At 62.3% G+C, this 14,089-nt stretch carries 11 protein-coding genes; 7 read left to right on the top strand and 4 right to left on the bottom strand.

Features of this window, described 5'->3' with window-relative positions; genetic code table 11:
* From C2E25_RS03125 to C2E25_RS03095, 7 genes are all read left to right on the top strand, one after another.
* The gene (locus C2E25_RS03125) at window positions 1-837 is read left to right on the top strand and encodes a DUF58 domain-containing protein (RefSeq protein WP_103114330.1); all 837 of its coding nucleotides are present in this window, start codon (window positions 1-3) and stop codon (window positions 835-837) included.
* Window positions 834-1,487, top strand: coding sequence for a hypothetical protein (locus C2E25_RS03120; protein ID WP_103114329.1), 654 nt, complete (start codon window positions 834-836; stop codon window positions 1,485-1,487). The genes C2E25_RS03125 and C2E25_RS03120 overlap by 4 nt, the downstream gene beginning before the upstream one ends.
* Entirely contained in the window at window positions 1,484-2,464 is a 981-nt protein-coding gene (locus C2E25_RS03115) for a VWA domain-containing protein (RefSeq protein WP_103114328.1), read from the top strand. Before C2E25_RS03120 ends, C2E25_RS03115 begins: the two co-directional genes overlap by 4 nt.
* Window positions 2,461-3,825, top strand: coding sequence for a vWA domain-containing protein (locus C2E25_RS03110; protein ID WP_103114327.1), 1,365 nt, complete (start codon window positions 2,461-2,463; stop codon window positions 3,823-3,825). The genes C2E25_RS03115 and C2E25_RS03110 overlap by 4 nt, the downstream gene beginning before the upstream one ends.
* On the top strand, window positions 3,822-4,862 hold the full coding sequence (locus C2E25_RS03105; protein WP_103114326.1) for a BatD family protein: 1,041 nt from the start codon (window positions 3,822-3,824) through the stop codon (window positions 4,860-4,862). Before C2E25_RS03110 ends, C2E25_RS03105 begins: the two co-directional genes overlap by 4 nt.
* Window positions 4,863-5,100: 238 nt before the next feature.
* Window positions 5,101-5,835, top strand: a complete 735-nt coding sequence (locus tag C2E25_RS03100) for an outer membrane protein assembly factor BamD (RefSeq protein WP_103114325.1) — start codon at window positions 5,101-5,103, stop codon at window positions 5,833-5,835.
* A gap of 521 nt (window positions 5,836-6,356) precedes the next feature.
* Window positions 6,357-7,922 (top strand): acetyl-CoA hydrolase/transferase C-terminal domain-containing protein, encoded by a 1,566-nt coding sequence (locus C2E25_RS03095; RefSeq protein WP_103114324.1) that lies wholly within the window; start codon window positions 6,357-6,359, stop codon window positions 7,920-7,922.
* Between the two features lie 147 nt (window positions 7,923-8,069).
* Here the strand turns inward: C2E25_RS03095 and C2E25_RS03090 are convergent, their stop codons facing one another.
* The 4 genes from C2E25_RS03090 to C2E25_RS03075 all read right to left on the bottom strand — a co-directional run bounded on the left by C2E25_RS03090 (window position 8,070) and on the right by C2E25_RS03075 (window position 13,878).
* On the bottom strand, window positions 8,070-8,684 hold the full coding sequence (locus C2E25_RS03090; protein ID WP_158247108.1) for a PEP-CTERM sorting domain-containing protein: 615 nt from the start codon (window positions 8,682-8,684) through the stop codon (window positions 8,070-8,072).
* A gap of 255 nt (window positions 8,685-8,939) precedes the next feature.
* Window positions 8,940-11,306, bottom strand: a complete 2,367-nt coding sequence (locus C2E25_RS03085) for an ATP-binding protein (RefSeq protein WP_103114322.1) — start codon at window positions 11,304-11,306, stop codon at window positions 8,940-8,942.
* A complete protein-coding gene (locus tag C2E25_RS03080) occupies window positions 11,303-12,517 on the bottom strand; it encodes an ABC transporter substrate-binding protein (RefSeq protein WP_103114321.1) in 1,215 nt (404 codons plus the stop codon). The genes C2E25_RS03085 and C2E25_RS03080 overlap by 4 nt, the downstream gene beginning before the upstream one ends.
* Window positions 12,514-13,878 carry a sigma-54-dependent transcriptional regulator gene (locus C2E25_RS03075; protein ID WP_103114320.1) on the bottom strand — a complete coding sequence of 455 codons (1,365 nt, stop codon included), beginning with the start codon at window positions 13,876-13,878 and terminating at the stop codon, window positions 12,514-12,516. Before C2E25_RS03075 ends, C2E25_RS03080 begins: the two co-directional genes overlap by 4 nt.
* Window positions 13,879-14,089 lie beyond the last annotated feature (211 nt).

Below are 14,089 nucleotides of genomic sequence, written 5' to 3'. Positions count from 1 at the left end.
ATGACCCTTTCGCGAAGCAGACAGATCCGGCAGCTGGAGTTGACCTCCCGACGGCAGCTGGCCGGATTGCTGGGCGGTGGAGAACGCTCCCGCTTTCGCGGCCAGGGACTCGAATTCGCCGAGTTGCGCCCCTACCAGCCGGGAGACGACCCCCGCCTGATCGACTGGAACCACACCGCCCGCCAGGGGCAGACGCACATCCGCTGCTACCAGGAGGAACGCAGTCGCCAGGTACTGCTGCTTACCGACCTGTCGCGCTCGATCACCCCGGTCAAGTTCGCGCTGCTGCAGGAGGCCGTCGCGCTGCTCGCCTTTGCCGCCGTTGCCCAGCGTGACCGGGTCGGCCTGATCGGATTCGCCAAAGAAACCGAACTGGTGCTGCCGCCGGGCAACAGCACGACCCAGGTTCACCGTCTGCTGGGACAACTGGACGATCATCCGCGAACCGCAACCGGCACCCGTCTGGCGCCCCCCCTCGACAAGGCGTTGCGCCTGCTGCGCCGACCGGGACTGATCCTGCTGCTGTCCGATTTTCACGCCTCGCTGCCGACAGCTCTGCTGCAGCGCGTCGCCTCCCGCCATGACCTGATCGCGGTGCTGCTGCGCGACCCGGAAGAGGCCCGACTGCCGGCAGCGCCGCTGCTGCTGCATGATGCCGAAACCGGTGCCGCAACCCTTTGCGACGGCAGCACCAGCCACCTGCTCTGGCAGCGGGAGGATCAACAGCTGTCCGCCACCCTGCGCGGTTGTGGCATCGAGCTGCTGAAACTGGCAGGCGGGCACCCCGTTCTGCCATCGCTGCGGCGTTTCTTCCTGCGGCGCCGGAGACGGTCATGAAGCGCCGGCTCTGCGGCCTGCTGCTGGCAGGGCTGCTGCCGCTTCTGCTGGGCGCCGCGGTGAACCCGCTGCGGATCGAACCCGATCCGCCCCGACTGGGGACACCTCTGCAGATCACCGTTCAACTCCCCGGGACCGACTGGCAGCTGAGCGACTATCCCGATCTGCGTCCCTTCCGCCTGCTCGGCCAACCGGTCATCGAAGAGGACCGGCTGCGCCTCACCCTGCTGCCGATGCGTCCCGGTCCGGCACGACTCCCCGAATTCCCGCTGTACAAAGGAAGTCGCAGCTGGAATTCTCCCACCCGAACGATCGACATCGAAGACCCCTATCGTGACATCCGGCAACCGAGCGCCCTTCATCCCCTGCTCACAGGTGAAAGGCTGTCCGGCGCATGGTGGTGGGGCCTGCTGCCGGCCACGGCGGCGGCCGGGCTGCTGCTGATGCGCAAGCATCGGGCCGGGCCGACGGATGCCGGGGGCAGCCGTTTCGCGGACATGGCCGTTCAGCTTGAGACGCTGCCCCCCGGCGAAGGCAAAACACAGCTTCAGGAGTTGCTGACAGCGTGGCGTTTCGGCCCTTATCCACCGACCGGGGAGGAGCTGAACGCCTGGCGGGAACGCCTGGCGGATCTGGAGACCGAGGAATGAACCTGCTCTGGTCCAACCCGTTATGGCTGCTGTTGCTGCCGCTGGCGCTGCTGCCCTTCCGGACCGGTCGGCGGGCACTGACCGTCTCCAGCCTGCGGGTCTTCCAGTCGCGCCGGCCCAGCTGGAAACTGCGCCTCGCCCGGATGCAGCCGTACCTGTCCGCGCTGCTGCTTGCCCTGCTGCTGATTCTGCTGGCCGGACCGGTGCTGCGCCGAACGACCACCAGCATCAACCGTGAAGGGATCGAGCTGATGCTGGTGCTCGACATTTCGGCCAGCATGACGGCCGCCGACATTCCCCCCGACCGGATGACGGTCGCCCGTGAGGCGGCCGCCGATTTCGTTGTCGGACGTCGCAACGACCGGGTCGGCGTCATCCTCTTCGCCGGCACCCCGTTCCTCCTCTCCCCGGCCACCGGCAACCGGCAGCAGGTCGCGCAACGGTTGCGGGCGGTCCAGGCCGAGCAACGGGGCACCGGAACCGCGATCGGCGACGCACTGGCGGCGGCCGCCGATCGGCTCAAGGATTCCCGCGCCCGCAGCCGCGCCATCATCCTGCTCACCGACGGCCGGTCGAACCGGGGCCGCCTCGCACCGACAACAGCCAGTCGGGCGGCGGCCGCGCTCGGCATCCGTATCTACACCATCGGTTTTGGGACCGAACAGGGAGCGCCGCTGCATTTCGCCGCGCGCGGCCCGCTGCCGCCGGGACACCCCGGCCGGACCCGGCTGGCCACCCTCGACGAACCCCTGCTGCAGGCGATCGCTCAACAGACCGGCGGTCAATTCTTCCGGGCGACCGACGCCGATACCCTGAAACAGGTCTACCACCAGATCGACAAACTGGAAAAAAGTCCCCTGAAGGAACAGAAGATCAACCACGACCGTTCCCTCGCTCCGCTGATCCGCCCCTGGCTGGCGGCACTGCTGTTGCTGGAGCTGCTGCTGTTCCGCGGCTGGCTGCGGAGGCTGCCATGACCTGGATGCTGTTGCTGGTCTCCCTGGCGCTGCTGCTCGGCTGGCGCGAATGGACCTTCTGCCGCGGCCGGCAAGCGGCCTTCATCCGCCGCACAAGCTGGTCACGACTGTGTTACGACCTTCTCAGCCTGGCCGCCCTCGGACTGCTGATGCAGCCACTACCGAATGAAGGACGCGCCGCACCCCGCACACAGCCGGCGGTGGCGGTGGCGGTGGCGATCGATATTTCTCCCAGCATGGGGCTGCGCAATAAAGGGCTGAGCCGCCTTGACCTGGCGCGCCAGGAAGTCAACGCCCTGCTGGACGGCCTGCCCGGGGCGCAGATGGCTCTCATCCCCTTCGCCGGCGAAGCTGTCACCCAGGTCCCCCTGACCGACGATCACCAGGCCCTGCGCTTTTTCCTCCGTGCCCTGCAGCCGGGCCAGGTCGCCGCTCCCGGGTCGGCACCGGAGGAAGCCCTGGAACTCGCCCATCGCCAGCTGGAAGGAGTCAGGGGCGAAAAGGCAATCCTGCTCTTCAGCGATGGCGAGCGAACCGTGGACACCCCCGCCCCGCGACTCGCGCACGATATACCCGTCTACGCGATCCTTCCCGGTAATCGTCAACCGCGCCCGGTCCCCGGGCGGACCCTGGCGGGGCAACCGGCTGTCTCGACCCCCGATCCGGCCAGGTTGAGACGTCTGGCGGAACAAACCGGCGGTCGGCTGCTGCCCGACGAGGGCACGACACCGGCGATCTCCAGCCTGCTCAAGCGCTGGCGTCCGCCGGCGTCGCCGCATCCTCTCGACAACGTCTCATTGCTGTTGCCGGCACTGTTGCTGTTGTTCCTGCGACAGATCGACCTGCCCCGCAAAACCCGCGGGGCGCTGGTCCTGGCCGTCCTGATGGTCCTCGGCGGATGCGACCGGGATGCCGGCAGTGACGCAGGGCGGACGCTGTTCGAGCAGGGGCTGAAGCAGTCGGACCGGGCCACGGCAGCGCGGCTCTTCGACCGCTCGGCGGCACTGCTCTCCGGCGGGGAACGAGCCGCAGCACTGCACAACGCCTGCAGCAGTCTGGTTGCCGCCCACCGCTATCGGGACGCACTCAGCCGATGTGAAACAGCCCTGCTTGCCGATCCCGGAGCGGACGACAGTGCCGCTGACCTCTCTCTCGCCATCCGGCAGCTGGCCCAGCAACCGGCAGGTGATGGGAATGACGGACGACAAACGCGCCCGGAACCACCGGGGGACAACCGGGAATTGTCGGCCGCAGAAGCCCGGGAGATGATCAGGGGTACCGTCATCAAACCCTTCACCGAGACCGATCCGGCGCCGGAAGCGGTCACCATCCATGACAGCATCCTGGAGAAGAACTGGTGAAGAAAAAGCTCCCCGTCATCATCACGGCCCTGCTGCTGATCGCAACCGGAATCCGGGCCGAGCCCGGCGCGAGGCTGCTGGTCTCGAATCCCGAGCCCTACCTCGGGGAAGCGTTCGTCCTGAGCGTGGCAGTCCACCGCGACCGGCTCAGCGGCGTGGTCAATGTCAGCTGGCCGGCAGTGGCAAGCATGGCTGTTGAAGCGCAGCTCCCGGGGACGGTACACCGCCGGGCCGGGCCCCGATCGGACGAGGTCGTCGAAAACCTGCGACGGCTGGTCAGGCCCCTGCGTTCCGGACCATTGCTGCTGACGGCGACAACAGCCGGGAACACATCCCCTCGCATGCAGCCCGCCCCCCTGCAGATCCATGTCCGCCCCTTGCCGCAGCAGGGAAAACCGGCCCGTTTCAGCGGCATGGTCGGCCAACTGGCATACCGGCTGGTGGACGAGGTCGGCCGGGGACGACGGCAGGTGGTACTGGAATTAAGCGGCGACGCCGACCTCACCCGGGCGCAATCACCGCTGTCGACCCGCACAGGAGACGTCCTGACGCTGCTCGACGAACAGCTGCAACGCCGGGGGAACATCTTCATCCGCCGACTGCGCTACCTGTACTCTCCGGCCGACGACGGCCGGGGGGAACTGCGGGTCAGGCTGAACTGGTTCGACCCGCGAACCGGCCGCTATCACCAGACCGGCGCCGGCGGTCCGCAACCGTCCCGGCGGCTGCTGCCCGCGACAATCGCGCTGCTGCTTCTCGCCGCCGCCGCGACCTTCCTCTATCGTCGAACCCGGCGGAACAGACATCTGCGTGCCTGGCTCGACGAGGAACATCCCGACGCCCCCCGCAGCCGACGGCTTGCGCGACTTGCCGCCGCTGGCGGTTCCGAGGAACTGCTGACTCAGCTGGAGAGATACTGGCAACAGCGTGACCGGCGTTTTGCCGCCGACGGGCAGGCGGGTAAGGCTTCATTGCCGCCCGCCGCCCGCCGCGCCCTGCTCAGGATGATTGACAAACATGGCTCTTTTCGGCGATGATTCCGCGTTGTTCACTTTCACCTGAATCGGCGAGTTCCTGTTGGATGGAGAGTGCAAGTGCTTGGCCTGAATGAGATTTTCAAAAATCTGAAGCGCACCCACAGGTTCGCTGGTGATTTTTGGGAAGCTCGGGCAGATCAATGACTTGTGCTGTCCGCCGACAAGGGACTCACTGATTCAGGTTTCATCGAGCGGTTGACAATCGCCGAACACCCGGATCAAACAGAGGTCAATTTTCATGAAATTCCTGTTCAGCCTGTGTGCCCTGCTGGTTCTTTCGGCCTGTGCCTCCACGATTGTCCCGCCGCCCCGCAACGCCGAATACTACCTGAAACAGGGCGAAAGGATGTTTGACCGGGAGCTTTACGAAGAGGCCATCGCCAACTGGGAAAAGGTTCGTGACAGCTATTATTCACCCGAGTTGAACATCATCGCCGAAATGAAAATAGCCGAAGCCTATTTTCTTTCGCGGAAATACCCGGAAGCGGCCGCGGCCTACGAAGATTTCATCAAGCAGCATCCCAACAGTGATCGACTGGCCGAGGCCATGTACTACCTGGGACTCTCCTACTACCGGCAGATCCTTGCCGCCGACCGCGACCAGACCGCGACCAGCAACGCCCTGGTCACCTTTGAAAGCATGCTGAAACGATTCCCCCAGGATCCCAGGGCCGAGGAGGTCAAGGTCTACATCGGCCGCTGCCGGGACCGGCTTGCCTCGCACGAGGTCTATGTCGGCCGATTCTATCTGAAATACGGCAAACCCTTCGCTGCCATCAGACGGCTGGAAAAGGTTTTCAAAACCTACCCCAACTACTACTACCGTGACGAGGCCTGGTACTACCTCGGCAAGGCCTACCTGATAACCGGGCAGAAAGAAAAGGCTGTCCAGGCCTTCAACACCCTGTTCAAGGATTTCCCCGCCAGCCAGTACATCCTTCAGGCCCAGAAAAGTCTGGAAAAATATTACTGACAACAGACCGTTTTTTTACTCACAGTAAATTTTCGCTGACAATCCGACAACCAGCCGCCTCCACACAGCCGGTTTCCGCAGGCCTGCAACCGCGGGGATTGGCGCCTGTTATATTCATAGTTATTTTGCGCACATATCGCAATTAAGACCCCTTTCTGAGCTGTCCGAAGAGGGTTTCACACTCCCGTAAAAACCTGCAACCTGCCTTTATTCCGAGTTTTTTTTCAATTCCCCCGGCCGCTAATTTTGCTTGACTTGGCGTCTACGGCATATTATAAAAGTTGCGCCTGTATAATGGGTTTTTAAAATGGTCGTCCAGACCTCATCAACACGACTCGCATCTCGACCACATTTGTTTATAAAATCAGACAGTTTGACCTGCCTTAATGCCGGTTGATGCTGCTCCGGGAGGGAGCCGGTCCGAAGGCAGGTCAGTTTTAGCCTGACCACAGATTTTAGCCCGCCCGGAAACGGTCTTCTGCAAAGCACGTTTCCGGGCAAATTGACGAGGAGGAGAGAGAATGTCTTACGGTACACTGGAAGATCGCGTTCGTCGCAAATCACTTCTGAGCAAGGTCATGACCGCTCAGGACTGCATCCCGTTCTTCAAGAACGGCATGAACATTGGCTGGTCCGGGTTCACTCCGGCCGGCTACCCCAAAGAGGTGCCCATCGCCCTGGCCGATCATGTCGAAAAGAACGGCCTGCAGGGAACCACCAAGTACAATCTCTTTGTCGGCGCGTCCGCCGGTGCCGAGACTGAGGACCGCTGGGCCTCCCTCGACATGATGGACCGCCGCTGGCCCTACCAGACCGGCAAGAATATCGCCAAAGGGATCAACACCGGCAAGATCCGCATGGGCGACAAGCACCTCGGCCACTTCGCCCAGGATGTCGGCTATGGTTTCTACACCGAAAACGGCCGCATGGATATCGCCATCATCGAAGTTTCGGCGGTCACCGAAGAGGGCGGGCTGGTTCCGACCTCCTCCTGCGGCATCGTCCCCGAGCTGGTCAGGGTGGCCGACAAGATTATTCTTGAGGTCAACACCGGACAGCCTTCCTTCGAAGGCATGCATGACATCATCATGCAGGAGAAGCCGCCGCGGAGGCAGCCGATCCTGATCACCAGCGCCACCCACCGCGTCGGCACCACCTACGTCCCCTGCGATCCTGAGAAAATTGTCGCCGTGGTCGAATCCAAACGCCGTGACAAGGGCCGCGCCTTTGCCGACATGGACGCCACCTCGGAAGCGATTGCTGACCACATCATGGACTTCCTCGGCAACGAAGTGAAGAAGGGTCGCCTGCCCGAGAACCTGCTGCCGCTGCAGTCAGGGGTCGGCTCCATCGCCAACGCGGTCGTCGGCGGCCTGGCCAAGGGTCCGTTCAAGAATCTCACCGTCTACACCGAGGTTCTGCAGGACACCATGCTCGACCTGTTCGACTCCGGCAAGCTGGACGGCGCTTCGGCCTGTTCGCTGTCCCTCTCCGAAGATCCGGGCTTCCCGCGTTTCTTCGACAACTGGGACAAGTACGCCGACAAGATCGTGCTGCGCCCGCTGTCGATTTCCAACGCCCCCGAGCCGATCCGTCGTCTCGGCTGCATCGCCATGAACACCCCGGTCGAGTTCGACATCTACGCCCACGCCAACTCCACCCTGGTCGGCGGCACCCGGATGATCAACGGCCTCGGCGGTTCCGGCGACTATCTGCGCAACGGCTACCTGAAGATCATGCACAGCCCGTCGGTGCGCCCGACCAAGACCGATCCGACCGGCATCACCTGCGTGGTCCCCAAGGCACCGCATATCGACCACACCGAGCATGACCTTGACGTGCTGGTCACCGAACAGGGTCTTGCTGACCTGCGCGGCCTGGCGCCGAAGGATCGCGCCCAGGAGATCATCAACAAGTGCGTCCATCCCGACTACAAGGACATGATCCAGGAGTACTTCGACATGGCCTGCAGAATCACCCTTGAAAAAGGGATCGGGCATGAGCCGCAGCTGTTCGACCGCTGCTTCAAGATGCAGCTCAACCTGGCCGAAAACGGCACCATGAAGATTGACAACTGGGACGTGTGATCCCGGTTTGACAATTGTTGAAATGAAAAGCCCCTCCCGGAAAATCGGGAGGGGCTTTTCATTTTGTGGCAGGTGACAAGGTTGGAAATTCTTCCACCGGAGACGGGGCCATCACCCTCGCGGCTGAAGACGCGGTGTCGAAAAACTTTACACGTTTTTCCCCTTACGCCGCAACAGGGCAAGTCCCGCCAAACCGCTGCCGAGAAGAAGCATCAGTGACGGCTCGGGAACAGGGGCGACATCAGCCACGCCGACGGTGATGCCATGCCAGTACTCATCAGGCGCCGAAGTCCAGCTGATCGAACTCAACGGGCCCTCGAATTGAATCGCGGCATGCAGCTCATACCCGGTCAGAACATTGCTTCCTCCCAGGGTGTAGCTGCCGTTTCCCCAATACCCGCTCCCCTTGCTCAACAGGGTGAACGGGGTATCGAAGACATAGGAAACGGGCAGATTCGTTCGCCCCAGACTGACAATGGCCATGACCGGATCAAGCACGGGCCTGGAAAAGGTCAGGGAATAGGAACTTCTCATGTTGAGGGCAAGCATTTCACCGGCAGGCGGGGCATTGTCGATGACCGGGCTGCCGGTATAGGGTGCCGGGGAACCCTCGGACCAGTAATTGGTGCCGCCGCTGGTCTGGGCGAAACTGAGAATCCCGGTAAAGTCGACATCGATACTTGACCCGCCGACCGACATGACACCTTGCGCCGACCCGGAAACACCGGTTGTCGCCGATGTCCAGTCTGTCCAGCTGATCATTGAAGCACCCGCCGTAGAAAACATCCCCGCAGTCATCAACACAACAAGCACCAAAAATCTCAACATCGCAGCCTCCTCCTCTGTTCCTGATGGCCAGCATCACTATTTATTCGTTATCCAAGGAGACTGCAAACAGCATTCCCATTTATAACATGCTGTTTTTATATGCTTTTTTTTCGCGATCTAAAAACGAACAACGAACTGTAAAAAAATCCGACAGGAAAAAAAAGGGGGGGGGAGGGGGCTTTCCGGGACTCAAACAGATTCAACTCCGACCGGCAGCCGAACAAAGAAGGTACTCCCGCAGTCGTCCCGACTCTCCACCTCGATGATGCCGTCATGAGCCTGCACGATTCCGTAGGAGACCGACAGCCCGAGACCGGTCCCTTCGGCCTTGGTGGTGAAAAAGGGATTGAAAATCTGGCCGCGGATCTCCTCCGGAATGCCGGGACCTGAATCGGCGATCACCACCAGGAGGGAATCCCCGTCAAGCAGCGTCGCAACCCGCAGCACCCCGCTGCCGGCCATCGCCTGCAGGGCATTGACAATCAGGTTGATAAACACCTGCCGCAGACGTTCGGCATCCCCGCGACAGGGGGGCAGACCCGCAGCCGGTTCGAAACGGATATCGACCCCGTCCACGGGCACATGGTGACCGATCTGATCGAGAATTTCGGTCAGCAGCAGGTTGGGGGAGAACTCGGCATACCGCAGGTTCTGCTTGCGGGCAAACGCGAGCAGGTTGCCGGTAATCAATGAAATGCGCTCCACCTGGCGGAGAATTTCCCCGGTTTCTTCCCGCGCCTCGCTGCCGGCCGGCAAGGTTGTTTCCAGGATTTCGACATTGCCGCGAATAATCGCCGCCGGATTGTTGATTTCGTGAGCGACCCCGGCGGCCAGTGAGCCGATGGCGGCCAGTTTTTCCGCGTGCGCCAGTTCTTCCTGGGCGGCCATCAGCTCACGGCTCTTCTCTTCGAGCAGTTGGGTCCGTTCGGCGACCTTCTGTTCCAGATCCTTGTTCAGTTCCGCCAGGGCGTGTTCCTGCTCCGCCAGCCGGTCGTAGTAACGGCGCAGGGTTTTCTCGGCCGCCTTGCGGTCACTGATGTCCATGAAGGTCACCACCGCCCCCTCGATCTGCCGGGACTCATCTTGCAGCGGCGTCACCGCGCAGGCCACCGGGATCAAACTGCCGTCCCGGCGTCGAAACTGCTCTTCGTCACTGCGATGGCAGAGCCCCTGCTTCAGGGTTCCGGAAACCGGATCTGCGGACGCGTCGAACCCATCCCCGTCACGCAGTATCTGCCGGTAATCCAGACCGACCAGGTCCTCCTGCTCCCAGCCGAGCTGACGGGCACCGGCCGGATTGATAAATATGGCTTTCCCCCGACGATCAAGCCCGAGAACGCCTTCCCCGGCAGAGGTCAGAATCAGTTCATTTTGTCGCCGCAGGCGGGCCATGGCCGCCAGTTGGTGCCGGGTCATGCGAATAATCAGGAAACCGAGGCCGAGGAATCCGGCCAGGGTCAGCAGGCTCAGCATGAAAAGATCGAGAGCACCGTTGGTGAGACTGCGGTCGGCCTGCCGCGCCAGCTCCCGGTTACGCTGCTGGGTAAGACCGGCAAGGGGTGGATAAAGCGCCTCCAGCCGCTGCAGCTCAAGCTGGGCTTCGGCCTGCAGCCGCTCACGCTGTCGCAGCAACTGGAGCCGGCTCTGAACCAGCAGATAAAGCCCCCCCTTCCCCGGGCGGATGGTCTGGTATTGTTCATAAACGGTGAACCCGCGGCCGAACAGGGCTTCGTTGAGAGCCGCCACCACCTTCGACGGCAATTCGTCCGGACCGAGCTGACCGGCGGCACGCAAACGCCCGATCTCGTGCTTCAGGCGCTCCAGGCTCGGTTTGAGTTGATTATCCTTCAGATCGGCAAGCTGATCGAGACGATCTTCCCCGGCCAGGATCTCGACCATCCGCGATAAATCCACCAGTTCGGTATTGATCCCGTCAAGACTGCGGCGCCAGGACTGGTTACGGTAACCGAGCAACGCGGCGGCCAGTTTTTCCGCCTCACTCCGGTCGGCCCGGCGCCAACGACGCATGGTGATCGCCTCCTGCAACCGCTTGCGGCCCTCGAAAATTTCCAGATCGGCACGCAACCGCTGCAGCTGTCGCCGAACCAGCGCCAGGGTTTGCCGATCACGGCTGTCGAGATAGACCGGTCGATACCCGGCTCGCCAGGCGACCGCCCGCCGCCAGATGCGTCGCAGCTTGTAACTGCGCTGTTCCAGAGCGCTGCTGACCTGCTTCAGATCGGCAATCCCATGGGTATTCCGCAGCTCCGCCTGTAACTGGATCAGATCGTTTTCAGGGAATGGCTCCCGCACCGTACCGAGATCGAGCTGCAGCAGTTCATTAAGAGCTGTCTGCGCCTGACGGCTGAGGCGACGAAGCTGTTCGGCGCCCCGGTTGAGGCGGGCCTCCTGCTCGGCGAGTTTTTCCCGCTCCCGGTTCAAACCGTGCAGCGTCCAGCCCACCAGTCCGTTGGTCAACACCCCGGCGAGCAAGCCGATCATCACCAGCACCCAGACCAGGAGAATGATTTTACTGCCCGGCTTGAGCGGTTTCATGGCCTGCTCCGGCCGGGAAGCCCGGCAACAACCTGGTCCCAACTGACCGGTACGACAGTGCCTTTTTCCAGCCGGGTCGGCCACACCCGATGGCCGGCCTGGTGATTGCGGGCGTCGATCTTCAACGGCATGCCGATGCCGAGATCGAATGTTCCCAACTGTTCGAGGCCGTCAATCAGTGTCTCGCGCGTCAAGGGACCTGAAACCTTCTCCATGCCGGCCAGCAGCGTTCGCAGCGCGGCATACCCCTCGAGGCTGACGAAGCTGAACGGGAGGTCATCGATCCGCCGCAGGTCAGTTCGGTAAGCCTTCACCAGCGGCAGGCTGCTTTCCGTCGGGTGCGGAACCACCTGGGTCACCACCACCCCGTCACCGTCGGCGCCGAGCTCGCGCGCCAGTGCCGCGCTGCCGACGAAGGAAACATTGAGAAACAGAACATCCAGCCCCGACCGGCGGGCCAGACGGATGAATTTGGCGCAGGGAGCATAGGCCCCGACCATGATCACCGCGGACGGTGGATGCTCCGCCAGCAACAGGTCGGCGAGGGCGTTTTCGACCGCCAGGGTATTGCGTCGATAGCGGACATGCAGCACCTGCTGTTCACTGCGCAACCCATGACGCTTCAGCGCCGCGAAGCCGCCGACATAACCGGCGTCGCCATAACCGTCCCGCTGGGTGAAAAAGGCGAGCTGCTCCGGCCGCAGACCACCCCGGTCAACCAGCGCGTCGACCATGGCGGAGATTTCTTCAGCATAACTGGCCCGCAGGTTGATCACGTAACGCTCCGGCGGATCGCGCCGCAGCACCCCGGCCCCGGAAAAGGGGGCAAAAAAGAGTGTCTGCTGCTCGCGAATCAGCGGCAACGAGGCGATGGCGGTCGGTGTCCCGACATTGCCGATCACCGCCAGCACCCGGTCCTTCTCCAGCAACTGGTGCATGTTCGGTGCGGTGCGCGCCGGTTCATAGCCGTCATCGAGAGCGATCAGCCGCAAGCGCCGACCATTGATGCCACCGGCGCGGTTGACACGGGCTATTCCGGCAAGAACACCGCGCCGCATCTCGCGGCCGAGTTCTCCGGCCGGGCCGCTCAGGGCGGTCGACATGCCGAGCAGCAGCTCCCCGGCTTTCTCCGCGGCATCGGCACCCGGCAGCGACGCCATGATCAGCAGCCAGAGCAGCAACAACACCCCTCCCCCGCGACGGCGACTCATGACGAAGGCTCCGGGGAGAGTTCAAAATCACGGATTTTCTTGTCCAGGGTTTTACGCGTCACCCCGAGCAGCTGCGCGGCGCGACTCTTGTTCCAGCCGGTCTCCTCCAGGGCTCTTCTGACCTGCAGCCTTTCGGCATCCCGCAGACTGAAGGACGGCAGGACGGCGGCGAAGGAAATCGATTCCGGACATCGCAGCTTGCCCGGCAGCAGCTCGGGGGTCAGGACCGGATCGCGCGTCAGCACCACGCAGCGTTCAATGACATTTTCCAGCTCCCGCACGTTGCCCGGCCAACTGTAGCCTTGAAGGACGGTCAGCAGTTCGGCTCCAACCTGTCTGGGGGGTTGCCCCATCCGGCGCGCCATCTTGATCAGGAAGTGCTCTACCAGGGGTTTGATGTCCTCCGGACGCTGCCGCAACGGCGGCAGCTCAAGAGTGATCACATTGAGACGATAGTAAAGGTCCTCGCGGAACCTCCCGGCCGCGACTTCCTGCTCCAGGTTCTTGTTGGTGGCGGCGATAAAACGCACATCGGCCTTCAGCGGGCTGGTCGAGCCGACCGGCAGGTATTCTCCGGCCTGCAGTACCCGCAGCAGCTTGGCCTGCAGCGCCGGGCTCAACTCCCCGACTTCATCGAGAAACAGGGTGCCGCCCTCGGCCGCGGCCAACAGTCCCGGCTGATTCTGCAGCGCTCCGGTGAATGCCCCTTTTCGGTGGCCGAAGAGCTGGCTCTCAAGCAGGGTTTCCGTCAGGGTCGCGCAGTTGATGGCGAGAAAGGGAGCCCCGCTGCGCGGGCTGTGCTGATGAACGGCACGGGCGATCATCTCCTTGCCGCTGCCGCTTTCTCCCAGCACCAGCAGCGGCGAATCAACCCCGGTGACCCGCATCGCCAGGTCGTAAACTTCGGCGAACGCGGCACTTTTAAAAATAACCTGCTCATCCCGGTGCTGCCGCAGCTTCTGCTTCAGACTGCGATTTTCCGCCAGCAGCCTGCCGCGCTGCAGACACTGCCCGACCACCGCCCGCAACTGTTCCTGTGGAAAAGGCTTGGTCAGGTAGTTCTGAGCTCCCATCCGCATCGCCTCGACCGCGGACTCGATGCTGCCGTGACCGGTCATCATCACCACCGGCAGGTCGGGATGACGGCCGCGGACCCGACGCAGGGTCTCCAGACCATCGAGTTCAGCCATCTTGATATCGAGCAGCAGCAGATCGACACCCGGCCGGTTCGTCTGCAACCCTTCCAGCAGCGCCAGGGGGCGGTCAAAGGTCACCGCCTCGACACCCCAGGCGCCCAGCATCTTTTTCAGATAACGCAGCATTCCGGCTTCGTCATCGCAGATATAAACCCGTCCATTCATGAATAATTCCCGTTTTAAAAACAATGGATACCAAATGCCGCATGGATAGATTCTACCCACAAAAGATACGTTCATGGAAAAATATATACAATCAAAATCATCTTCATTTCACTTAATTTTGCTGAATAAATACGCAAACAGCTGTTTTCAATAGCAATTATGACAATTTCAAAACACTGGTATGCAACTTGCGAATCCATGAGCTTATTTC

It is taken from the genome of Geothermobacter hydrogeniphilus (assembly GCF_002898515.1).
Taxonomy (GTDB): Bacteria; Desulfobacterota; Desulfuromonadia; order Desulfuromonadales; family Geothermobacteraceae; genus Geothermobacter_A.
Note: the sequence above shows the minus strand (reverse complement) of the source record. Positions and strands in the feature narration are given on the sequence as shown.

Excerpts from the sequence above, each read along its gene's own strand:
- C2E25_RS03085 (WP_103114322.1), bottom strand. The coding sequence starts at position 11,306 with ATGAAACCGCTCAAGCCGGGCAGTAAAATCATTCTCCTGGTCTGGGTG.
- C2E25_RS03080 (WP_103114321.1), bottom strand. The coding sequence starts at position 12,517 with ATGAGTCGCCGTCGCGGGGGAGGGGTGTTGTTGCTGCTCTGGCTGCTG.
- C2E25_RS03115 (WP_103114328.1), top strand. The coding sequence starts at position 1,484 with ATGAACCTGCTCTGGTCCAACCCGTTATGGCTGCTGTTGCTGCCGCTG.
- C2E25_RS03095 (WP_103114324.1), top strand. The coding sequence starts at position 6,357 with ATGTCTTACGGTACACTGGAAGATCGCGTTCGTCGCAAATCACTTCTG.
- C2E25_RS03075 (WP_103114320.1), bottom strand. The coding sequence starts at position 13,878 with ATGAATGGACGGGTTTATATCTGCGATGACGAAGCCGGAATGCTGCGT.
- C2E25_RS03110 (WP_103114327.1), top strand. The coding sequence starts at position 2,461 with ATGACCTGGATGCTGTTGCTGGTCTCCCTGGCGCTGCTGCTCGGCTGG.
- C2E25_RS03090 (WP_158247108.1), bottom strand. The coding sequence starts at position 8,684 with ATGATCAGCTGGACAGACTGGACATCGGCGACAACCGGTGTTTCCGGG.
- C2E25_RS03100 (WP_103114325.1), top strand. The coding sequence starts at position 5,101 with ATGAAATTCCTGTTCAGCCTGTGTGCCCTGCTGGTTCTTTCGGCCTGT.
- C2E25_RS03120 (WP_103114329.1), top strand. The coding sequence starts at position 834 with ATGAAGCGCCGGCTCTGCGGCCTGCTGCTGGCAGGGCTGCTGCCGCTT.
- C2E25_RS03125 (WP_103114330.1), top strand. The coding sequence starts at position 1 with ATGACCCTTTCGCGAAGCAGACAGATCCGGCAGCTGGAGTTGACCTCC.